General features: G+C 67.1%; 20 protein-coding genes. 12 read left to right on the plus strand and 8 right to left on the minus strand.

Annotated elements, in window-relative coordinates; genetic code table 11:
• Nucleotides 1–6: 6 nt before the first annotated feature.
• The 7 genes from ABD927_RS15870 to ligA form a co-directional block, all read right to left on the minus strand.
• A complete protein-coding gene (locus tag ABD927_RS15870; RefSeq protein WP_345250806.1) occupies nucleotides 7–735 on the minus strand; it encodes a class II aldolase/adducin family protein in 729 nt (242 codons plus the stop codon).
• Between the two features lie 41 nt (nucleotides 736–776).
• Nucleotides 777–2060, minus strand: a complete 1284-nt coding sequence (locus ABD927_RS15875; protein WP_345250807.1) for a Rieske 2Fe-2S domain-containing protein — start codon at nucleotides 2058–2060, stop codon at nucleotides 777–779.
• Nucleotides 2061–2268: 208 nt separating this feature from the next.
• A complete protein-coding gene (locus tag ABD927_RS15880) occupies nucleotides 2269–3768 on the minus strand; it encodes a carboxylesterase/lipase family protein (RefSeq protein WP_345250808.1) in 1500 nt (499 codons plus the stop codon).
• Nucleotides 3769–3819: 51 nt separating this feature from the next.
• A complete protein-coding gene (locus ABD927_RS15885; RefSeq protein WP_345250809.1) occupies nucleotides 3820–4212 on the minus strand; it encodes a RidA family protein in 393 nt (130 codons plus the stop codon).
• Nucleotides 4213–4247: 35 nt separating this feature from the next.
• Complete coding sequence (locus ABD927_RS15890) at nucleotides 4248–5228, minus strand: PDR/VanB family oxidoreductase (protein WP_345250810.1); 981 nt, start codon at nucleotides 5226–5228, stop codon at nucleotides 4248–4250.
• 30 nt (nucleotides 5229–5258) lie between these two features.
• Nucleotides 5259–6101, minus strand: a complete 843-nt coding sequence (locus ABD927_RS15895) for a class III extradiol dioxygenase subunit beta (RefSeq protein WP_345250811.1) — start codon at nucleotides 6099–6101, stop codon at nucleotides 5259–5261.
• Nucleotides 6094–6537 (minus strand): protocatechuate 4,5-dioxygenase subunit alpha, encoded by a 444-nt coding sequence (gene ligA / locus ABD927_RS15900; protein WP_345250812.1) that lies wholly within the window; start codon nucleotides 6535–6537, stop codon nucleotides 6094–6096. Before ligA ends, ABD927_RS15895 begins: the two co-directional genes overlap by 8 nt.
• A gap of 252 nt (nucleotides 6538–6789) precedes the next feature.
• On the opposite strand from ligA, the gene ABD927_RS15905 reads away from it, so the two are divergent.
• From ABD927_RS15905 to ABD927_RS15935, 7 genes are all read left to right on the plus strand, one after another.
• The gene (locus tag ABD927_RS15905; protein ID WP_345250813.1) at nucleotides 6790–7845 is read left to right on the plus strand and encodes an ABC transporter substrate-binding protein; all 1056 of its coding nucleotides are present in this window, start codon (nucleotides 6790–6792) and stop codon (nucleotides 7843–7845) included.
• A gap of 98 nt (nucleotides 7846–7943) precedes the next feature.
• Nucleotides 7944–9545: an ethanolamine ammonia-lyase reactivating factor EutA gene (locus ABD927_RS15910; protein WP_345250814.1), complete on the plus strand. Its 1602-nt coding sequence runs from the start codon at nucleotides 7944–7946 to the stop codon at nucleotides 9543–9545.
• 41 nt (nucleotides 9546–9586) lie between these two features.
• Complete coding sequence (locus tag ABD927_RS15915; RefSeq protein ID WP_345250815.1) at nucleotides 9587–10717, plus strand: cupin domain-containing protein; 1131 nt, start codon at nucleotides 9587–9589, stop codon at nucleotides 10715–10717.
• A 4-nt stretch (nucleotides 10718–10721) separates the two neighbouring features.
• Nucleotides 10722–11858, plus strand: coding sequence for a cupin domain-containing protein (locus ABD927_RS15920; protein ID WP_345250816.1), 1137 nt, complete (start codon nucleotides 10722–10724; stop codon nucleotides 11856–11858).
• A 44-nt stretch (nucleotides 11859–11902) separates the two neighbouring features.
• Nucleotides 11903–12946, plus strand: coding sequence for an ABC transporter substrate-binding protein (locus ABD927_RS15925; RefSeq protein WP_345250817.1), 1044 nt, complete (start codon nucleotides 11903–11905; stop codon nucleotides 12944–12946).
• Between the two features lies 1 nt (nucleotide 12947).
• Nucleotides 12948–14171 (plus strand): Gfo/Idh/MocA family protein, encoded by a 1224-nt coding sequence (locus tag ABD927_RS15930; protein ID WP_345250818.1) that lies wholly within the window; start codon nucleotides 12948–12950, stop codon nucleotides 14169–14171.
• A gap of 430 nt (nucleotides 14172–14601) precedes the next feature.
• On the plus strand, nucleotides 14602–15804 hold the full coding sequence (locus ABD927_RS15935; RefSeq protein WP_345250819.1) for a porin: 1203 nt from the start codon (nucleotides 14602–14604) through the stop codon (nucleotides 15802–15804).
• A 35-nt stretch (nucleotides 15805–15839) separates the two neighbouring features.
• Here the strand turns inward: ABD927_RS15935 and ABD927_RS15940 are convergent, their stop codons facing one another.
• Complete coding sequence (locus tag ABD927_RS15940; protein WP_345250820.1) at nucleotides 15840–17075, minus strand: Gfo/Idh/MocA family protein; 1236 nt, start codon at nucleotides 17073–17075, stop codon at nucleotides 15840–15842.
• A gap of 650 nt (nucleotides 17076–17725) precedes the next feature.
• Between ABD927_RS15940 and ABD927_RS15945 the strand changes: the two genes are divergently transcribed.
• The 5 genes from ABD927_RS15945 (at nucleotide 17726) to ABD927_RS15965 (ending at nucleotide 22358) form a co-directional block, all read left to right on the plus strand.
• On the plus strand, nucleotides 17726–18988 hold the full coding sequence (locus tag ABD927_RS15945) for a LysR family transcriptional regulator (RefSeq protein WP_345250821.1): 1263 nt from the start codon (nucleotides 17726–17728) through the stop codon (nucleotides 18986–18988).
• 63 nt (nucleotides 18989–19051) lie between these two features.
• Nucleotides 19052–19270 (plus strand): hypothetical protein, encoded by a 219-nt coding sequence (locus tag ABD927_RS15950; RefSeq protein ID WP_345250822.1) that lies wholly within the window; start codon nucleotides 19052–19054, stop codon nucleotides 19268–19270.
• Nucleotides 19271–19330: 60 nt separating this feature from the next.
• Nucleotides 19331–20251, plus strand: a complete 921-nt coding sequence (locus ABD927_RS15955) for an NUDIX hydrolase (RefSeq protein ID WP_345250823.1) — start codon at nucleotides 19331–19333, stop codon at nucleotides 20249–20251.
• A gap of 140 nt (nucleotides 20252–20391) precedes the next feature.
• Entirely contained in the window at nucleotides 20392–21291 is a 900-nt protein-coding gene (gene nadC / locus ABD927_RS15960) for a carboxylating nicotinate-nucleotide diphosphorylase (protein WP_345250824.1), read from the plus strand.
• A gap of 59 nt (nucleotides 21292–21350) precedes the next feature.
• A complete protein-coding gene (locus ABD927_RS15965) occupies nucleotides 21351–22358 on the plus strand; it encodes a tripartite tricarboxylate transporter substrate binding protein (protein WP_425570274.1) in 1008 nt (335 codons plus the stop codon).
• The last annotated feature ends 64 nt before the right edge of the window (nucleotides 22359–22422 follow it).

Raw genomic sequence — 22422 nt, forward strand, 5'->3', positions numbered from 1 at the left:
CGCGGTTCAGAACGCTTCTTCCACCAGCCGGCAGTAGTAGCGCCAGGCGGCGTCGGTGCCGCCGTCGCCCAGGCTGGCGAACGAGGCGATGTCCTCGGCCGAGATCGGCCGCGGGTTGCCCAGCAGGTAGGCGCGGTAGTTGATGTCGGCCAGGTCGTTGAGCTTGATGGCGGTCAGCGTCGCTTCCTCTATGTTCGGGCCGCAGGTGGTGATGCCGTGGCCGCGCATCATGCAGGCGCGGCCGCGCACCACCGAGGCCAGGTCGCGGCCCAGCTCGTCGTTGGCGATCAGCACGCTGCGCGGATACTGCGAGATGGCGTCGGCTTCGGTCAGCAGTCGCAGGCAGCTCGGGTCGTAGGCGCCGAACAGCGGCAACAGCGGCTTGTCGCAGATGGTGAACATCATCACCGTAGACGGATGGGCGTGCAGCACCGACTGCACCTCGGGGCGGGCGCGGTACAGGCCGGTATGGATGAATACTTCCTTGGGCACGTCCAGGCCGGCGCGGCCGTCGAGCTTGTTGCCGTCGAAGTCGACCGCGATCACGTCGTCGGCGGCGGTGAAGCGGATGCCCGATTCGCCGGGGCCGCGCGCGCGGATCAGCATCGAATCGGTGCCGGGCACGCGCACGCTGATGTGGCCGTAGGTGCTCTTGGTCAGCTCCAGCTTGCCGAGCACGCGGCAGGCCAGCGCCACGCGTTCGCGCAGCGCCTGGAGTTCATTGGTGTCTGCCATGGGGGATTCCTTGCCCGGGCGGGCAGGGCCCGCCCGGTGGGTCAGGAGGCTTCGGCGGTTTCGGTGTCCGTCGCTTCGTTGCGATACAGGCCGAACGGTTCGTGGAAGGTATCGAGATCGAGGATCCTGTTCTTCGAGGGGTCGCGGATGACGCCGATCGGATCGCCGCCGGCGCGCACGATCTCGATCTGCTCCTTGATCAGCTTGCGCAGCAGCACGATGCCCTTGTCCGATACGCCCAGGTTCTCGAGCGAACGGTCGGTCAGGCCGCCTTGCGATTCCCAGGCCAGCGCGTCCTGCGCCGTCACGATGTTCATGTTGACCACGCCGTTTTCCTTCAGCGGGCAGTATTCGAACGGCACGTCGTCGTAGTCGGGCGACGAGGTGAGGGTGTCCGACGGCATGAAGCTGACCTGGTACTGCATCGTGTGGGTGTCGTCGATCGGCACGCGCAGCTGCATGTTGTGCAGATAGCCCAGACTGGTTTCTTCAGGGGTGAACTCCTTGGCGGCGGCGAAACCCTGGGCGCGCACCGCGTCGATGCCCAGCACCAGCCGCAGGCTGGTCGGGAACACCAGCGGATGCTGTTCGAGCAGCGGGGGGTCGCCGGGCTTGGCGCCCTGAGTGGTGCGCAGCTTCTGGATGCCGAAATCGAAGCGGAAGAACTCGTGCTTTTCCTCGTAGTCGGGCTGCACGCCCAGGGCGTGGAAGCGCTCGGTGCTGACCGGCATGTTGGGCGAGGCGAGGAAGCCGTGCAGCCAGTACAGGTGGGCCGGGTCGACCGAGTTTTCCATCGCCTGCAGCCAGTTGCACTCGATCACCGACTCGATCACGCCCCAGCGGCGGCCGTCTTCGCGCGCCAGCACGTCCCAGCGCGGCAATTCCGGCGCGGGCAGCGGGCCCATGTAGGCGAACAGCACGCCGGCCAGGCGCCGCACCGGGTAGGCGGCGTGATGGATGCGGTCCTTGTAGCTGCTGTTGGCCGGCTCGGCGGGCTGCTCCAGGCAGCGGCCGGCGGCGCTGAACTTCCAGCCGTGGTAGGGGCAGCGGATGCCCTCCTTGTCCACGTGGCCGTAGGTGAACGCGGCCAGGCGATGCGGGCAATGCCGGCCCACCAGGCCGTAGCGCGGCACCTTCTCGCCCGGTTCCATCGGCATCCGGAACAGCGTCAGGTCTTCACCCAGGATCCGGACGTCCTTGATCGGCTTTTCTTCGGTCAGCTCGCAGGCGGCGGAGACCGGCATCCAGTAGCGCCGCAGCAGTTCGCCGGCGGGCGTGCCGGGCCCTACGCGCGCCAGGTAATCGTTTTCTTCCCGAGTCAGCATGATTCGACCCCTCTGATTAGACTGTGAAACATTTGCGCATCCATCCTTCTTTCTAAATACGCTGCCATCGGTCCGCGCCGCCGGCATCCGGATCCGGACCCCGTTGCGCCGGCCCTGGCGCTCATTGCCATTTTCGGTACTCGCTTCCGGCCCGAACAGTTCTTTTTCCGGAAGCCGGCTGCCGAATTCTTATAGTGTCGGGTTTGCTTTACGCCCCCAGGCTGTCGTAATAGGCATCCAGGAAATCCAGCGCTTGCGTGCGCCAGCCGGCGCGCGCGGCCGGGGTGTTTCCGAATTCCAGATAGCAGTCGGCAGCCGCGTCGTAGGCCGGCCACCGAGCCAGTCCGGGCGCGTTCGGATTGCCGGTGCGGGCGAACGCGACCCAGGCATCCATGATGGCTTTCGACACGGCCATGTCGGTGGCGTCGTACTCGGGGTCGTCATCGGGCCGGATGTCGTCCAGGTTGCCGAACACGTAGGGCACTTCCTGCACGTGGTGCGGTCCCGTGGTCTGCTTCGGGCGGCGGCGCGCGAACAGATAGCGCCAGGTCGGCTGGCCGGCGGCCGCCATCGATCGCGCCAGCAGCCGCGTGCCGTAGTTGAACTGCGTGTCGGCGAAGATTTCGCCCACGCGGGCGGGCACGCCGCCGCCGGCGTCCGGCGGATAGACCGCCATCGCCTGGCCGGTCATGCCGGGAAAATTGGCGTCCAGCAGATCGCGATATTTTTCCGGCGTGTCGATCGGCCAGGCCGAGGTGAAGCGCGAGCCCTCGTCGACGTTGCTGCCGACGATGGTAGGCATCGCATGCAGTCGTCCCTGCTTGAACACCGGCCGTTCGTCTTCGGGCAGCAGCCAGCCGTCGCGGATCGGGCGCAGCACGCGCGGCAGCGTCAGGCCCCGCACCTTGGGCGACAGCAGCGAGGTCTTGGCCAGCACCTCGTCGGCCGGCAGCGCGCGCAGCGCGTCGATGTCGGTGCCGAGCACGGTGCCGGCGGCCTCGGCGTCGGCCAGCGAGGCCAGGCGCCGGCCGGCGCCCGCGCTTTCCAGGATGGTCTGCTGGAACAGCCCGCCGCCCAGCGGCGAGGCCAGGAGCAGCGACAGGCTGGCCGAGCCGGCCGAGACGCCGAAGGCCGTGACCCTGGACGGATCGCCGCCGAACGCGGCGATGTTGTCGCGGATCCAGCCGAACGCGGCGATCTGGTCGAGCAGGCCGTAGTTGCCCGACACGCCGTGTTCCGATTCGCGGCTCAGGGCCGGGTGGGCCAGGTATCCGAACAGGCCCACGCGATAGTTGATGGTGACCGCCACCACGCCCATGGCGGCCAGGCGCGTGCCGTCCAGGCGCGCTTCGGCGCCGCTGCCGAACATGAAGCTGCCGCCGTGCACCCACACCATGACGGGCAGCGAACCGGGGGCAGCGCCCGCGGGCGCCCATACGTTCAGGTAGAGGCAATCTTCGCTGCGCGTTTTCGAGCGCGAGCCGACGTCGGCCGACTGCGGGCAGTCAGGCCCGAATTCCAGCGCCGGACGCACGCCGCGCCACGGCGCGGGCGGCCGCGGCGCGCGCCAGCGCAGCGCGCCGACAGGCGGCGCCGCGTACGGAATGCCTTTGAAGACGCGGACGCCGCTGCCGGCCATCGCGCCGGCGATCGGCCCGCACCGGGTGGCGACCGTCAGGTCGGCGGCACCGGTTTGCTGATCTTGCATGGTGGTTCTCCCAAATTCGCCGATTCGTAGGAACTGTTGCCGCGCCGGGCCTCAGGGCCGCGGCTGGATCACCGCGACCACTTCCAGCTGCAGCAGCATGCCCAGGCGCAGGTCGAGGACCAGCGTGTGGCGCGCCGGCCGGTCGTGCGGATCGGGGAAGCATTTGATCCATTCGTCGTTGATGAACTGCCGGGCCGAGTCGTCCTTGACGAACACGGTCACTTTCGCGACGTCCTGCAGCGTGGCGCCGCCGTTGGCCAGCAGCGTGCGCATGTTCTGGAACGCGAACCGGGCCTGGGCGGCCGGATCGGCCGGCAGTTCGCCGGTGGCAGGATTCTTGCCGGCAATGCCCGACGAGAAGATCATGTTGCCGACCCGCGCGCCCATGGGGATGGGCATGTTGCCGTGGGTGACGCCGGGCACTTCGATCGAACGTTTGGCCATGTCGTTTCCTGATTGGTCAGTAGGGTGGGCCGCGCTTACAGGTCGAGGGTGATCGAGTCTCCCTTGCAGCGGGAGACGCAGATCATCATGCGGTCGCTTACCTCGGCTTCCTGGCCCATGAAGATGGAATCCAGGTGGACCGGGCTGCCTTCCACGACACCGACCTCGCAGGCGCCGCAGACGCCGCCGCAGCAGCCGTAGGGGGCATCGACGCCGGCGTCGAGCAGCACGTCGAGGATGGTCTTTCCGGGCGGTATCGTGAAGGTCCGGCCGCTGCGCGCCAGGCGCACCTCGAAGGCGCCGTCCGCGGCTTGCGGCCGCGCGCCCGGTTCGGGCGGCGAGAACCATTCCACGTGCACCGTCTGCGGCCGGCGCGCCGCCAGCGCCTGCTCGAAGGCGCGCATCAGCGAAGTCGGGCCGCAGCAGTACAGGTGGGTGTCGGGGCCCGCCGCGGCGGCTATCGCCTTCAGGTCGATCGGCGCCACGCCCGGCACGCCGTCGAAGATGGGCACGACGCGGCCTGGCAGGGCCAGGGCCTCGGCCAGGAAGGCCGCGCGCCGTGGCTCGCGCACGCAGTAATAGAGCGTCCAGTCGCGGCCGAGCGCGGACAGCCGGCGCGCCATCGCCAGCAGCGGCGTGATGCCGATGCCGCCGGCGATCAGCACGGTCCGGCCTGCCGTTTCGTCCAGCGCGAACAGGTTGCGCGGCGCGCCGACCTGCACGGTTGCGCCCTCGGGCAGCACGTCGTGCAGGTAGAGCGAGCCACCGGCGCTTTGCGGCGCGCGGCCGACGCCGATCACGTAGCGGTGGCGCTCGGCCGGGTCGTTGCACAGCGAATACTGGCGGATCAGCGGCCGGCCGCCGGGATCGGGCTGCGGCACGTGGATGTCGATGTGGGCGCCGGCCGTGAAGGGCGGCAGTCCGGCGCCGCCGGGCGCCCGCAGGTCCAGCGACACGACGCCATCGGCTTCGACGCGCTTGGCGTGGACATACAAATTGAGAAGTTCGGTGGACAAGATGGCAAACCGGTTGGATGACGGAGGCGGTCAGCGCGGGTTCTCGAAGATGAGATGGCCGACCGCGGTGTTGGAGGCCGGGACGTGATAGAAGCGGTGGATTTCCTTCGCCTCGCGGCGGAGTGCGCCGCGCATGATCAGCCACATGATGAGTTCGATGCCTTCCGAGCCCGCCTGGTATATGTAGTCCAGGTGCGGGATGCGGGCCGCGGCCTCGGGGTCGCGGCTGATCAGGTCGAGGAACAGCGTGTCGAACTCGCTGTTGATCACGCCGGCGCGGCGGCCCTGCAACTGGTGCGACATGCCGCCGGTGCCCCAGACCATGACCTTCAGGTCCTGCGGGAAGGTTTCGACCGCCTTGCGGATCGCCTTGCCCAGGTTGTAGCAGCGGTTGCCGGTGGGGGGCGGGTACTGCACCACGTTGACCGCCAGCGGAATCACCTTGCACGGCCAGGCATCGGCCTGGCCGAACATCAGCGACAGCGGCACCGTCAGCCCGTGGTCGACGTCCATCTTGTTGACGATGGTCATGTCGAACTCGTCGAGGATGGCGCTCTCGGCAATATGCCAGGCCAGTTCCGGGTGGCCCTTGACCACCGGCACCTTGCGCGCGCCGCGGCCTTCGTCGGCGGGGTGGAATTGCTCGCCGCAGCCGATCGCGAAGGTAGGGATCAGGTCGAGCGTGAAAGCGGCGGCGTGGTCGTTGTAGACCAGGATGACGACGTCGGGCTTTTCCTCGGCGATCCAGCGCTGCGAGAACTCGTAGCCCTTGAATACCGGGCTCCAGTAGTCGTCTTCGGACAGGCCCCGGTCGATGGCCGCGCCTACCGCGCCGATGTGCGAAGTGGTGACGCCGGCGACGATTCTAGCCATGGTTCTTTCCCCTTTCTTCATTGTCGAAGGCGCTGACCGACCGGCCGCCCGCCAGCATGATCTTGCGCAGCTCGTCTTCCGGAATGCCGGTCATCCGCGCCGTGAGCTGCTGGAACGACTGGCCGTCGTAGGCCCCCAGCTTGCCCAGGTAGTAGATGTTGCCGCCCAGCGCCAGCATCGCGTTGTAGTCGCGCGCCAGCATGGCCTCGCGCTGCGCCGGCGTCAGCGGAAAGCGTTCGGTGTAGGCGCGTTCGTCCTGCCGGAACGCTTCGCGGTTTTCCTCGCGCATCAGCGAGGCGCAGCACATGTTCAGGTGATACCCCCTGCGGGATTGTTCCGGCGTGAATACCGTCGTCCCCGGGATGTCATCGATGCTTTTGATATGGGCCGGCAGCCCTGTATCCGGGGCGCTTGCGCCCGAATTTGAAGTGTCCATGGACTTTGCCTTTTGATCGGGGCGGTTTGCGCGAGAGCGCCGGCCCCGGGGTTTTCACGGAGGCATTTTCCGACCTGCCAATAAGGGCGAAAAGTTCTATTTCGGCGCTGAGGGTTGCAAATTTCTTATAGGTCGCCGCAGGGGTTTCCCTATAAGAAATTGGCAGCACGGCCAAGAAAAAAGAACTGTTCCCTGCTCGAAGGCGGCCCGCACAATAAGGTCCGTAACAAACTCTTCCGGCGGAACAGGCGCATGAATCGGTTCGTGGTGAAGCTAGGGGCGGCGCTGGGGCTGGCCGTCTGTTTGCAGGGCGCCGCGCTGGGCGCGCAGCCGGCCGCCGATGGGGCGTCGCTGGCGCTGTACGGCGGCCCCGACCGCCAGGCCAGATTGCTGCAGGCGGCGCGCAAAGAAGGCGAACTCACGCTGTACACCGTTACGCCCGGCCCCAACTCCGATCCCATCATCGCCGCCTTCACCAGGAAGTACGGCATCAAGGTCAACGTCTGGCGCGCCAGTTCCGACGCCGTGCTCAAGCGGGTGGTGACCGAGGCGCAGGGCAGCCGCTTCGACGTCGACGTGATCGAGAACAACACGCTCGAAAACGAGGCGCTGCACCGCGAAGGCCTGCTGCAGGCCGTCGAATCGCCCTATGCGGCCGACCTGCTGCCGCAGGCGACCGCACCGCACCGGGAATGGGCAGGCACCGTCATCAACGTCTGGATCGGCGCCTACAACACCGAACTGATCAAGGCCCAGGACCTGCCCAAGAGCTACTCCGACCTGCGCGATCCGAAATGGAAGGGCAAGCTGGGCATCGAGGGCAACAACTACCAGTGGTTCGCCACCCTGACGCAGGCCATGGGCGGCCAGCCGGCGGTACAGCTGTTCCGCGACATCGTCGACACCAACGGGCTGTCGGTGCGCAAGGGCCATTCGCTGCTGGCCAATCTGGTGGCCTCGGGCGAGGTGCCCCTGTCGCTGACGGTCTACAACTGGAACGTGCCCACGCTGGAAAAGAAGGGCGCGCCGATCAGGGGTTTCACCATGTCGCCGCTGGTGGGCCAGTTCCGCACGGTGGCGCTGTCGAAAAAAGCGCCGCATCCGGCCGCCGGCCTGCTGTTCTACGACTTCATGCTCAACGAGGCCCAGCCGATGCTGGCCGACCTGGGCGAGCTGGTGCCCAGCAAGCGCGTCGACTCGCCCTACACCAGGCAGCCCATCACGTTCGTCGACCCCGGCCAGGCGCTGGACATGAACGAACGATGGAAGCGCACCTGGGACGACGTCGTCCTCAAGCGCGGGCAGTGAAGCCGCGGCCGCGCTGCGCGTCCGCCGGCGGCCGCCCGTGTCCGGGGCGCAGCCATCTGGCCCCGGACTTCGTTTTTGACATCTATTGCGAGACCGATATGTCCGACGCCGCCACGCCGACCATGCCGGGCGGGCCCCAAGCGGGCCTGTCCGCGCCTGCCGGCGGATCGCGCCTCCCGCAGCCCTTCCTCCACGAAGGCTTCGGGCAGGAGCATTTCCACGACATGACCGACGAGGAGAAGGAGGCGGTCGACGATTTCATCTGGACGCTCGACAACGTCGAGCTGACCACCGTCGGCATCGACATCGGCAGTTCCACCTCCCACCTGATGTTCGCCAAGGTGCACCTGCAGCGCAAGGCGCAGATGCTGTCGAGCGCCTACGTGGTGGTGAACCGCACGGTCTTGTGGAAATCGCCGATCCTGCTCACCCCCTTCCTGCCGGACAACACCATCGATGCCGGCAAGCTCAAGGCTTTCATCGACGACGCCTACCGCGAAGCGGGGCTGGCGCGCGACGCCGTCGACAGCGGCGCGGTGATCCTGACCGGCGAGGCGATCAAGCGCAGCAACGCGCGGGCCATCGCCGAACTGTTCGCCGACGAGACCGGGAAGTTCGTATGCGCCTCGGCCGGCCATCACCTGGAGTGCACGCTGGCCTCGCACGGCTCGGGCTCGGTGGCGCTGTCGCGACGCACTCACCGCACGGTGCTGAACGTCGACATCGGCGGCGGCACGACCAAGTTCGGCCTGATCGAAAAAGGCGTGCTGCGCGCGACCTACGCCGTCGCCGTGGGCGGCCGGCTGCTGGTGCGCGATGCCGGTGGCGTGGTCACCCGCATGGAAGACAGCGCGCGGATGGCCGCCGAGCACCTTGGCCTGCCGCTGCGCCTGGGCCAGCCCGCCGGCGATGCCGACGTGGCGCGCATTTCCGACCTGCTGTCCGAGGTGGTCATCGATTTCATGCGCGGCGCGCCGCCCTCGGCCTTCGCGCAGTCGCTGATGCTGACCGAGCTGCCGGCGGCCTTCGCCAGGCCGCACTGGATCACCTTCTCCGGCGGGGTGTCGGAATACCTGTTCGGGCGCGAGCCGCAAACCTTCGGCGACATCGCCAGGCCGCTGGCCGACCGCATCACGGCGGCCTTCGTCCAGGACCGCATCCCCGCGGCGATGATCGACCCCGGACACGGCATCCGCGCCACGGTCATCGGCGCCTCGCAGTTCACGGTGCAGGTCAGCGGCAAGACCATCCATATCTCGCCTCGCGCCGAGCTGCCGCTGCACAACGTGCCGGTCGTGTTCCCGGCGCTGCCCAAAGACGGCGATTTCGATCCCGGGCTGGTGCGGACCGAGGTGCTGGGCGCCTTGCAACGCATGGACCTGGACGCCGGCCAGACGATCGCCATCGCCATCGCCTGGCACGGCGACCCGCATTACCAGCGGCTGCGCAACCTGGTCGACGGCCTGGCTGCGGCGCTGGGCGCCGGCAGCGAGTTGCCGGTCGTGCTGATGGTGGACGGCGACGTGGCGCGCACGCTGGGCATGATCCTCGAAGAGGAGGTGGGCGTGGCGCGGCCGGTCATCGCGATCGACGGCGTGCAGCTGCAGGAGCTCGACTACGTCGACATCGGCAAGATGGTGATGCCCGCGGCCGTGGTGCCCGTCGTCATCAAATCCCTGCTTTTCTCGGCGGGCCGCTGAAGCCCGGTCGCCGCGATTCGTCAATTTCACGAGGCATGCACATGAGCAATTCGAATGAGGCCAAGACGCCGGCCGCGCGCGATCCCTACAAGATCCTGCGCGACCCCTACCTGGAATGGATCGAGCGGGAAGGCGCGGCGGTGTTCGAGGACTTCGGCTGCAACATGTTCGAGGTCGAGACCAAACCTTGGCCGCGTTTCGGCATGGACGGCGTGGCGGTGCACCTGAAGGGCCGCGGCGATTTCATGTCGATCTTCGTGATGGACTTGAAGCCCGGCAAGTCCAGCACGCCGGTGCGCCACCTGTACGAAGAAACCATCTACGTGCTGGCGGGCCGCGGCAGCACCACCATCGAGGCCGCCGACGGCCGCAAGTACAGCTTCGAATGGGGCCCCGGCAGCCTGTTCGCGATCCCGCTGAACGCGCGCTACCAGCATTTCAACGGCAGTGGCCGCGATACCGCGCGGCTGGCCTGCAGCACCACGGCGCCCGGCTCGATGAACATGTTCTACAACGAGAACTTCATCTTCGACAACCCGTGGCACTTTCCCGAGCGGATGGGGCAGGACCGCTACTTCGACGGCGACGGCGACTACATCCCGATCAAGCCGGGCCAGAACATCTGGGAAACCAATTTCGTGCCCGACCTGGCCTCGCTAGAGCTGACCGACTGGGCCGCGCGCGGCGTGGGCAGCACCAACATCATGCTGATGATGGCCGACAGCGTCATGCACGTGCACAGCTCGGAAATGCCGGTGGGCACCTACAAGAAGGCGCACCGCCACGACCCGGGCGCGCACGTGATGTGCGTGACCGGCAAGGGCTATTCGCTGGGCTGGTTCAAGGACGAGAGCGACCTGATCCGAGTCGACTGGACCCACGGCGTGGTGTTCGCCCCGATGAACAACATGTTCCACCAGCACTTCAACGCCGGGCCGATGCCCGCGCGCTACCTGGCCACCATCTTCGGCAGCCTGCGCTATCCCTTCCTGACCAACAAGCGCGAGCTGAACCAGAGCGGCGTCGACACCAGCGTGAAGGAAGGCGGCAACCAGATCGAATACGAAGACCAGTTCCCGCTGATCGCGCAGATGTACGAAGAGTCCGCCCGCGAAAACGGCTTCGAAGTCAAGATGTCGAAGTTCGACATCCCCGGAATGAAGAAGAGGTAAGCCAATGAATCAGCCACTCGCGAATCCGACGCTGGAGAACAAGATCCCCGCGGATCTCGACCCGTTCCGCATCATGCGCGATCCCTACCTGGAGTGGATCGAGCGGGAAGGCGCTGCGGTATACGAAGACTTCGGCTGCAACATGTTCGAGGTCGAGACCAAGCCCTGGCCGCGCTTCGGCATGGACGGCGTGGCGGTGCACCTGAAGGGCCGCGGCGATTTCATGTCGATCTTCGTGATGGACTTGAAGCCTGGCAAGTCGAGCACGCCGGTGCACCACCTGTACGAGGAAACCATCTACGTGCTGGCGGGCCGCGGCAGCACCACCATCTGGACGGCCGACGGCCGCAAGTACAGCTTCGAATGGGGCCCGAGCAGCCTGTTCGCGATCCCGCTGAACGCGCGCTACCAGCACTTCAACGGCAGCGGCACGGAAACCGCGCGGCTGGCGTGCAGCACCACGGCGCCCACCACGCTCAACATGTTCCACAGCGAGGCCTTCGTTTTCGAGAACGACTACCAGTTCCCGGAACGGCTGGGCCAGGACCGCTACTTCAACGGCGAAGGCGACTATATCGAGATCCGCCCCGGCCAGAACATGTGGGAAACCAATTTCGTGCCCGACCTGAAGGCGCTCGAACTCAAGGCCTGGGCGGCGCGCGGCATGAACAGCACCAACATCAAGCTGATCATGGCCGACAGCCTGATGCACGTGCACAGCTCGGAAATGCCGGTGGGAACGTACAAGAAGGCGCACCGCCACGACCCGGGCGCGCACGTGATGTGCGTGACCGGCAAGGGCTATTCGCTCGGCTGGTACAAGGGCGAGGAAGACATGATCCGCGTGGACTGGAGCCACGGCGTGGTGTTCGCCCCGCTGAACAATATGTTCCACCAGCACTTCAACGCCGGGCCCACGCCCTCGCGCTACCTGGCCACCATCTTCGGCAGCATGCGCTATCCCTTCCTCGCCAACAAGCGCGAGCTCAACGAGGGCGGCGGCGAGACCAGCGTGAAGGACGGCGGCAACCAGATCGAATACGAAGACCAGTTCCCGCTGATCGCGCAGCTGTACGACCAGGCCGCCCGCGAAAACGGCTTCGAGGTGAGGATGTCGAAGTTCGACATCCCGGGCATGTGAGGAATTCATGCGCCGGGTGGCGCGCCGCATCATGGGGAACTGCAATGAAGAAGATTCTGAAAGCCGCGGCCGCCGCCGCGCTGGCCTGCCCGTTGTTCGCCCTGATGGCGTCGCCGGCGGGCGCCGCCGACAGCCTGGCCCGGTACCAGGGCCCTGACCGCGAGGCGCGCCTGCTCGAGGCTGCCAAGAAGGAAGGCGCGGTCTCCATCTACTACATCTTCCCGAACCTCAGCAGCCTGACCGATGCCTTCACCAGGAAATACGGCATCAAGGTGCAGGCCTGGCGTTCGAGTTCGGAAGGCGTGCTGCAGCGGGTGCTGACCGAATCGCGCGGCAACCGCTTCGAGGTCGACCTGATCCAGAACAGCGCGCAGGAGAACGAGGCGCTGCACCGCGAGCATCTGCTGCAGCCCGTGATATCGCCCAATTACGCCAACATCATTCCCGAGGCGGTGCAGGCGCACCACGACTGGGTGGGCACCAAGATCAACGTCTTCATCTCCGCCTACAACACGCAGGTCGTGAAGAAGGAAGACGTGCCGGCCAGCTACGAAGGTTTCCTCGACCCGAAGTGGAAGGGCAAGCTGGGCATCGAGGGCAACAACCAGCACTGGTTCGCCACGCTGTCCAAGGCGATGGGCGAAGACAAGGCGCGCCAGCTGTTCGGCAAGATCGTCGACACCAACGGCATTTCCGTGCGCCGCGGCCATTCGCAGCTGGCCAACCTGGTGGCCTCGGGCGAGGTGCCGGTGTCGCTGACGCTGTACGACTGGAACATCGGACCGCTGCAGAAGAAGGGCGCGCCGATCGCCGCCCTGCCGCTGCCGCCGTCGGTCGCGCAGTTCGACACGCTGGGCATGCACGCGCGCGCGCCGCATCCGAACGCCGCGCTGCTGTTCTACGACTTCATGCTGAGCGAAGAAGGCCAGAAGCTGATCGCCGCCGCCGGCGCGATCCCGGTGCTGAAGAACTTCGATTCCCCCTATACCAGGCAGCCGCTGCATTTCGTCGACCCAGGCCAGGCGATCGACATGAATGACGCGTGGCGCAAGACGTTCGAAGACGTGATTCTCAAGAAGGCTGGATGAAATGGAATCGCAGGGTAAGGCGGCGCCGGCTGGCCGCGTTCTGAAACTGGGCATTGCCGGCGTCGGCGTCGGCGCCGCCGAGATGCTGCCCTCGATGGAAGCGATGGGACACATCGAGATGACGGCGGCCGCCGACATCAACCCGCGCATCCTCGAGGCCTTCCGCACCCGCTACGGCGGCCGTACCTACGACAGCGTCGAGAAACTGTGCGCCGATCCCGAGGTCGAGGCCGTGTGGATCGCCACGCCCAACCGCTTCCACGCCGAGCACGCCATCATCGCCGCCGAGCACGGCAAGCACGTGGTGGTCGAAAAGCCGATGGCGATCTCGATGCAGGAGGCCGAGCGGATGATCGAGGCCTCGATCCGCAACGGCGTCAAACTCATCTGCGGCCACACCCAGAGCTTCCTGCCGCACGTGCAGACCATGCGGCGGATCATCCGCTCGGGCGAGGTCGGCAAGCTGTGCGCGCTGAACGTGTGGGCCTATTCCGACTGGATGCTGCGGCCGCGCACGGCCGAGGAACTCGACATCGCCCAGGGGGGCGGCGTGCCGTTCCGCCAGGGGCCGCATCAGGTCGACACGCTGCGGCTGCTAGGCGGCGGCCTGGTGCGCAGCGTGCGCGGCGCGGTCGGCCAATGGTTCGCCGGCCGCCCGATTCCGGGCTACTACTCGGCCTTCATGGAGTTCGAAGACGGCCTTCCCGCCACCCTGGTGCACAACGGCTACGGCTATTTCGTGGCGGCCGAACTGGTGCCGTGGGGCAGCCAGAACCATCACTACTCGCCCGAACAGCGGATCGCGGTGCGCCGCGGCCTGTCGGCCGGCAATGCCGACGAATCGAACGCCAAAGACCAGATGCGGATCGGCGGCGCGCACGAACGGCCGCCCGCCGTGGCGGACGGCCCGCAGTCCTGGACGCCGAACGACCTCGGCATCCTGATCGCGTCGTGCGAAAGGGGCGACCTGCGCCAGTCGCGGTTCGGCATCTACGTGCACGACGACGGCGGCACGCGCGACGTGCCGCTGACCGGCAGCGCCGACCCCAAGGCCGGCCGCATCGCCGAACTGGAAGAACTGTACGCCGCCGTGGTGCTGGATCGCCCGGTGCGGCATTCCGGACCGTGGGGCATGGCCACGCTGGAAGTGTGCCTGGCCATCATGCAGTCTTCGCGCGAACGCCGGGAAATCCGGCTCGCGCACCAGGTGGCGGCGGCGGATTAATCCGCGCCGCCGCACGCGGTAAATACGCCCCATTTTCGCGCACGCGCCGCACGGTTATGGCCGTGCGGCGCACATTATCGTGCAAGTCGCCGGGAATTATCGCCGGCGGGCAGCGGCCGCCGATGTCGCGAAAATGAATCTATAAGAATTCCGCACATTCTCCCAAAAAAAAGAACTATTCGGGCTCAAGGGTGCGCCACAAAATGAAATGACGCAGGAATAACCGCGCGCCAGAGGCGGCATTTCCTGGCGAAGCAGGGGGGCGTGCTCCGAAGGGTATCGCCGTGATTATCGGAAACCGGGCCGCGATTCGTTCGCGCGGGGGCCGGGGGATGGTTTTGCCTGGCGAATCCCGGTTCTCGTTGCCGCTCGAGGCGCCGAGGGGGGAGACAAGGCGTCAAGGGTTTCATTTTCAACCAGGAGAATAGCGGTGCATCAACAAACAAGCAGAATCGTCGGCGCGGCTGCGGCCTGCGCTGCGTTGTGTCTGCCGTTTATGGCACATGCCCAGAGCAGCGTGACGGTCTACGGGAAGCTTTATCCGCAGATTAACAACTACGATATTTCCAGCGCCACCCCGGTGGGCTCGGCGAATTCGCTGAGCGTTTCAAACGGCGCGCCGAGCCGGCACGGCACCGCGATGGAGTCGAGCAATTCGCGGCTCGGTTTCCGCGGCGTCGAAAGCCTCGGCAACGACATGAAGGCGTTCTTCAAGCTGGAAATGCAGCTTGGCGTAGACGATGGCTCGGTCAGTTCCACCAATTTCTGGAACCGCGCGTCGCTGGTCGGCCTGTCTGGCAATTTCGGTTCGTTCAGTTTCGGCCGCATGGACACGGTCTACAAGACCTTGGGCGACCAGTTGGACATGCTTGGCATCGGCAGCGGCAACTTCCCGGGCGTGACGACGATCCTGTCGTACCAGGGCTTCGGCGCCAATACCACATCCAACTTCCACGGGCGTGCCAACAACAGCGTGCTGTACGAGTCGCCGAAGTTCTACGGCTTCCAGCTGCTGGGCCAGTATGCGTTCGGCGAGGTGCCCAACGATTCGTCGTCGGGCAGCCAGATCTCGGCTGGCCTCAAGTACCAGAGCGGTTCGCTGTACGTCGCCCTTGCGCATGAGATCCACGACGATCTGTACGGCGGCTCGCGCAACATGCCGACGGCTGCGCAGCGTTCGCTGACCGGCAAGCAATCGCGCGACCAGGCCACCCGCTTCACGGCCCGCTACGGCTTCACCAAGTCGACCACCGCCGAATTCGACATCGCCAGCCTGCAATGGAAGGAATCCGGCGGGCCGATCGGCGATTTCGAGAAGTACAAGCGGATTTCCTGGTCGCTGATCGGCCAGCACAAGATCGGCCCGTGGACGCTGCAGGCTTCGTACGGCGAAGCCACCGCCGGCAGCTGCGAACTGATGGGCGGCGTGGGCTGCAGCACCGCCGGGCTGGGCGCTCACGTTTACAACATCGGTGCTTCGTATGCGCTGTCCAAGCGCACGATGGTGTTCGTGATCGCCTCGCAGCTCAACAACAACTCGCTGGCTACGTTTTCCAACACCAGCGCGGCTGGCAAGGCCGATCCGGGCGCCGATATCCGCCAGATCGCCATCGGCATGTCGCACAGCTTCTGATGCGGCGCCTCCGGGCGGCTCGCCGCCCGGAACGATCAGCTCTTGCGCGCGGCGCGGTCGGCCGGCAGCGCCACCTGGTGCCGCATCGGCACTTCGCGCTTTTCGGCGGCCGAGCGCAGCAGGCCCAGGCAGACCTCGGTGGTGGCCTTGCCCCAGAGGCCGTCGCACTGTTCCAGCGGCGCGTCGTTGGCCCAGGCGCGGTACATGATGTCGAGCTCGACCTCGGTGTACATGCTGGGCGGCACCGCCACGTCGCGCCATTCGTCGCGGCCGTAGACCCGCACGCCTTCCGGCGTCTGGCGGATCGCGCCGCGCTCGCAGCTGACGATGGTCAGGCCGAAGAACTGGTGTTTGTCCAGCGGCGCGTCGGGCCCCGGCCGCGTGCGCGAGCCGCCCAGCCGCGTTTCGTTCTTGTACGCGTACTCTTCTTCCAGGGTGGCGAAGCTCCGCGCCTGGCGGTGCGCGCCCAGGTTGCTCTGGCGGCCACGCGGCCGGCCGTACAGGCCCAGGCCGAAGGTCAGCTCGGCGCTGTCGAAATGACCGTGGGCGTCGAACGCGACGATGGCCGGCGTGCCGTCCTCGAATTCGAGGTAGCCCGAATAGGCGCCCTCGATCTTGCGCGCCGGGTCGGCCAGCACGGTGGTGCCGCGCACGCTGCGCACCATGCCGCCGCCCAGCAGCCGCACGATGTCGAGCTGCACCGCGCCCTGGCGCAGCACGAGATTGCCTTCCAGCGTGGCGGGGTCGAGTTCCTCGCGGCTGCGGGGCCGGTACAGCCACTCGTTGTAGTAGCTGGACGAAATCATGATGGGCCGCCCCAGCTCGCCGCCGCGGATGATCTCCATCATCTTCAGGATGCCGGCGTCCAGGCTCTGCGAGTGCCCGACCAGCAGCCGCACGCCGTTGCGGTCGGCGGCCTCGATCATGGCGTCGCAGTCTTCCATCGTCAGCGCCATCGGCTTGTCGGCCAGCACCTGCTTGCCATGTTCGGCGGCCATGATGGCGTGCTCGGCGTGCAGCGCCCCCGGCGTGAGGATGTAGACGGCATCGATGTCGTCGCTGGCGCACATCGCCTCGACGCTGTCGTAGACGCGGCCGCCGTAGCGCAAGGCGAAGGCGTCGCGCGCTTCGGGCCGCACGTCGGCCGCGGCCGCCAGGCGTATGTGGGGATGGCTGGTCAGGCCGGGCGTGGCCACGAGCGCGTTGACGGCGCCCGAGCCCAGGCCGGCCACGCCTATGCGCATGACCGGGGAAGCACTTTGATGGGGCATGGGATTCCAGACGGGAACCGGGCCGCGCCGCTGCCCGGCCGGCAGTATGGCTGCCTTGCGATGGATAATCGCGCCATATCGCTTGTAAATGGCCGGGATAATCCCGGCCAGATTCCGCGCATATCGCGGTGGCGTGCTGGCGCGTCTTCGCAGATTTTGGCGCTGGCAACGGACGTCGCCAATTTCTTTTTTCTTTTGGTCGCTGCAGAATTTTTATAGTAATCGGCAACGAAATCGTTGCTTGGTCATCGATGGCTGTGCATCATCGATAACGGTTACCGTATCAAGCAAGAAAAGACGCTGGTTTATATGAGTGCATGCGCTAACTTAAAGTGGAATATAAGCATTTCCCCGGCTTCGCCGCGGCTGACAAAAGGCATAAAGAAAGTTTCCAGGAAACCCGCCATGCCGCCGGCGTGGGTATTTTGCCGCATTAGGGCATGTAACCGATATGCCATCTTTTGCGACGCAAAAAATTGAAATATCATCATTCGGCGGTCGCGTAGATCTTGGAGCAAGGCATGCAGATGGGCGAATTCCGGGCGGCTGGTACAGCCGCGACACCCAGGAACGGCGCGGGCCCGTCCCAAGCCGGGCAGGCGCGCCCGCGCGCCGGCGAAGTGCTGGCGGCCCGGGATGCGGAGCTGGACGTGCTCGAGTCCGCTTCCAACGAAGAGGGCGCCGCCGAAGGCCTGCTGTTCCGCATCGAGCCCAACCTGCGGCGCCTGCGGGCCTACCAGGCCATCAGCGAATGCGGCACCGTGCAGCGCGCGGCCGAAAAACTGCACCTTACGCAGTCATCGCTGACGCGAGCGGTGCAGGAACTCGAACGGCAGCTGGGCCTGGTCCTGTTCGAGCGCACCCGGCGCGGCATGGTGCCCACGGAATTCGGCGCCATCCTGGCCGAGCGCGTGCGTCGCGCGCTGGCGCAGCTCGACGTGGCCGAACAGGAACTGATCGCCGCCCATGCGCAGGCCGGCGCGTTACGGCAGGCCAACGGCTTCAGCGCCAAGGTCACGCACCGCCAGCTGTCGGCCTTCCTGGGCATCGCATCCTGTAGGACCGAAACCGGAGCGGCGCAACAGCTGGCCTTGTCGCAGCCGGCCGTGACGCAGGCGCTGCGCGACCTGGAACGCCTGGTGGGCGAGTCGCTGTTCGTGCGCACCACGCGCGGCATGGTCGCCACCTCGTTCGGCGAAATCCTCCTGCGCCGCGCCAAGCTGGTGTTCTCCGAGATCGAGGCCGCCAGCAACGACATCGCGGCCAAGGTCGGCATGATCATGGGGCACGTGGTGGTGGGCGTGCTGCCGCTGGCCGGCGCGCCGCTGATGGCGCGCGCCGTCAACATGCTGCTCAAGGAACATCCCAGCCTGCAGGTCGTCATGGTCGAAGGTACGTATCAGTCGCTGATCCACGGGCTGCTGTGCGGCGATATCGATCTCATCGTCGGCGGCCTGAACCACCCGACCATGGGCGAGGTCATCCAGGACCATCTCTTCCAGGACGACCTGGCGCTGGTGGTCCGCAAGGATCATGAACTGGCCGCCAAGCCCGACCTGTCGCTGAACGACCTGGCCGGCGTCGAATGGGTCGTGCCGCGCCAGGGCACGCCGGCGCGCCGCTGCTTCGACGCGGTCACCTCGGCGGCGGGGCTGGAGATCGGCCCGCACCAGGTCGAGTCCGATTCGCTGCTGACGCTGCGTGCGCTGTTGCTGGACAGCGACCGGGTGGCGCTGACCTCGCGGCGCGGCATCCGCATCGAGGAAGCCGCCGGGCTGCTGACCACGCTGCCGCTCGACATCGACCGCCGCGCGGTGCCGGTCGGCGTCCATATGCGGGCCGACGCGCTGCCGTCGGTGGGCGTGCAGGCGCTGGTCAGGCATCTGCACGCCATCAGCGGCAGCATGTGCTAGCCACGCGCGGCCAGCCGGCGCGAACGGGTTAGAATTGCCTCCGCCGTATGCAAGGAGGCAACCATGGGACTTTTCCAGGATCCCCGGCGCAAGCCGAATGACACCAGGGCGTCCTACGCCCGCCGGCGGGCGCCGTGGCTGTTCGTGGCCGCGTTCGGCTGCACCTATTACGTTCTTACCCGGCCCACGGTCAGCTCGATGGCCTACGTGGGCGTGGCCATGGTCTGGGCCGCCGCCGTCTCGGCCGCCGCGCTGGCCGACTGGAGCGACCTGCACAAATAGGCCGGCCGCAACGACAGACGATCCGGTCGCCGCCGTGCCGCTTCCCCAGAGCCGCCTGCCTTGACTCCCGCCTCCCCGCCGCTGGCCGCCGACCTGGTCGCCGTGCTGGTGGCCGTTACCGACTCCGAACCGCTGGTCCTCACCACCCACGACGGGCGCATGCTGCCGTCGGGGCCGTTCGAGTCCGGCCACCGCTCGCTGCAGGCGGGGCTGCGGGCCTGGGTGGAGGAACAGACCCACCATCCGCTCGGCTATGTCGAGCAGCTTTACACCTTCGCCGACCGCGGCCGCACCGAAGAAAGCGAAGAGCAGCGCGTCATCTCGATCAGCTACCTGGCGCTGACGCGGCAGGGTCCGGTGTCGGGCGCCGATGCCGCCTGGCGCGGCTGGTATCGCTATTTCCCATGGGAAGACCGGCGCGACGCGGCCGCCCAGCTCGACCCGTCCGTGGCCAGCGCGCTGCGCGCCTGGATCGCCAAGGCGCCCGCCGCGCAGCGCCGGGCCAGGGCCCAGCGCGTCGACGTCTGTTTCGGCCTCGACGGCCGCCCATGGAACGAAGAACTGGTGCTGCAGCGCTACGAACTGCTGTTCGAGTCCGGCCTGGTGCCGGAGGCCGCCCGGCGCGGCGGCGGCCCGGGTCCCTACGCGCCGGGCGAACCGATGCGCCACGACCATCGCCGCATCCTGGCCACCGGCATCGCGCGCCTGCGCGCCAAGATCAAATACCGCCCGGTGGTATTCGAGCTGATGCCGGCCAGCTTCACGCTGCTGCAGTTGCAGCAGGCGGTGGAGGCGCTGGCGGGGCGCTCGCTGCACAAGCAGAACTTCCGCCGCCTGATCGAACAGCAGGCGCTGGTGGAGGAGACCGGTGCCCTGTCCACCGAAATGGCGGGCCGGCCGGCCAAGCTGTTCCGTTTCCGCGGCGACGTGCTGCTGGAACGCGCGTGGGCCGGCAGCAAGCTGCCGCTGGCGCGCGGCTGATTCCGGACCGGCCGGTCCGCGCCTCCCGGATGCTGGATCGCGAAAGCGGTTGACACAGCTTATGCTCATCTTTAGCATAATTACGCCGGACACATCGTCCGCCGTTTTTTTGGCCAATAAATACTCAACTTGAGCATAATATGGATAGCCCACGACATGACGTGACCGGCGCGCAGGAGCAAGAGTGGGGCGTGGCCCCGCTGCCGCGCGTGCTGATCGAACCGCTGGTGAGAAACGCGCTGCTGGAAGACCTCGGCCGCGCAGGGGATCTGACTACCAATGCGATCGTGCCGCCGGGCCACGTCGGCAAGACCGCGCTGGTCGCGCGCCAGCCGGGCGTCGTGGCCGGGCTGGACCTGGCGCGGCTGGCCTTCGAACTGGTCGACCCCGCCATCCGGATCGAGGTCGCCAGGCCCGAGGGCAGCCGCATCGACAAGGGCGAAGTCATCGCCACCATCCAGGGGCCGTCGCGCGGAATGCTGACGGCCGAGCGCACCGCGCTGAACTTCCTGTGCCATATGAGCGGGATTGCGTCGTCCACCGCCGCCATCGTCGCCGCGATCGGCGATGCCCGCGCGCGCATCGTCTGCACCCGCAAGACCATGCCCGGCATGCGGATCGTCCAGAAATACGCGGTGCGGGTCGGCGGCGGCGCCAACCATCGCTTCGGACTCGACGACGCGGTGCTGATCAAGGACAACCACGTGGCCATCGCCGGCGGCGTGGCCGCGGCCGTGGCGCGCGCCCGGGCGGGCGTGGGGCATCTGGTGAAGATCGAGCTGGAGGTGGACACGCTGGAGCAGCTCGACCAGGCCCTGGCGCTCGGCGTCGACGCCGTCCTGCTCGACAACATGAGCGTCGACACCATGCGCGAAGCCGTGCGCCGCGTCGATGGCCGCGCCGTCACCGAAGCCTCGGGCCGGATCACGCCGCAGACCGCGCCGGCCGTGGCGCAGACCGGCGTCGACCTGATCTCGATCGGCTGGCTGACCCACAGCGTGGGCGTGCTCGACATCGGGCTGGACCATCGGGCGGCGTAAGCGGAGGGATCCCCATGAAAAGCTTCGCCATCCAGAACCTGGCCGTCCGCGCAGCCTGCCTGGCCGCGCCAGCCTTTTTCGCCGCGACCGCCGTCGCCGTTGCAAGCGCCGGGACCGGCACAGCCGGCGCGATGGACGCCGCGGGCGCCGGCGCCGCCAATACGGTCGGCACGGCCTATCCCGCCCGGCCCATCACCATCATCGTCACCTTCCCGCCGGGCGGCGGTACCGACCTGCTGGCGCGCCGCGTGGGCGCCGAACTGTCGTCGGCGGTCGGCCAGCCCGTGCTGATCGAGAACCGCGCCGGCGCCAGCGGCAACATCGGCGCCCGCATGGTGGCCGAAAGCGCCCCCGACGGCTACACCCTGTTGATGGTGAACAGCTCGTTCGCCATCAACCCTGGCGTATTCAGCCACCTGGGCTTCGACCCCAAGGCCGACTTCGCTCCGGTCATCAATATGGCCTTCGCGCCATCGGTGCTCGCGGTGCGCGCCGACTCGCCCTATCGCAACCTGCCGGAATTCCTGGCGGCCTCGCGCACCGGCGCCGCGCTGACCTACGCCTCCTGCGGCAACGGCACGCCGCAACACCTGGCCGGCGAGATGCTGAACCAGGCCACCTCGTCCAAGGTGCAGCACATCCCCTATAAGGGATGCGGCCCGGCCTTGAACGACGTGCTGGGCGGCCAGGTCGCCTCCGCCATCGTCACCGCTTCCAGCGCGTCGCAATTCCTGCAGTCCGGCAAACTGCGCGCGCTGGCGATCACGTCGAAGACCCGTTCCCCATTGCTGCCCGACGTGCCCACCGTGGCCGAACAGGGCGTGCCCGGCTACGAGCTCGACCAGTGGCATGGCTTCCTGGCGCCCGCGCGCACCCCGGAAGCCGTCGTGGCGAAACTCAATAGAGACGTACGCCGCATCATCGAACGCCCGGCGTTCCGCGAGCAGTTGCTGCAGGCCGGCTTCAACCCCGCCGCCAGCACGCCGGCAGAGTTCAAGGGCATGGTGGAAGGCGACATCGACCGCTTCGGCGCGCTGACCCGGCGCATCGGCCTGCGGGCCGATTGAAGCGGCGACGATCCATTTGCACGGCCCGAAAAAGCTGTGCTATAGTTTCTGTCTTGGCTGCTGC

This window comes from Pigmentiphaga soli, assembly GCF_039541095.1.
Lineage (GTDB): Bacteria > Pseudomonadota > Gammaproteobacteria > Burkholderiales > Burkholderiaceae_B > Pigmentiphaga > Pigmentiphaga soli.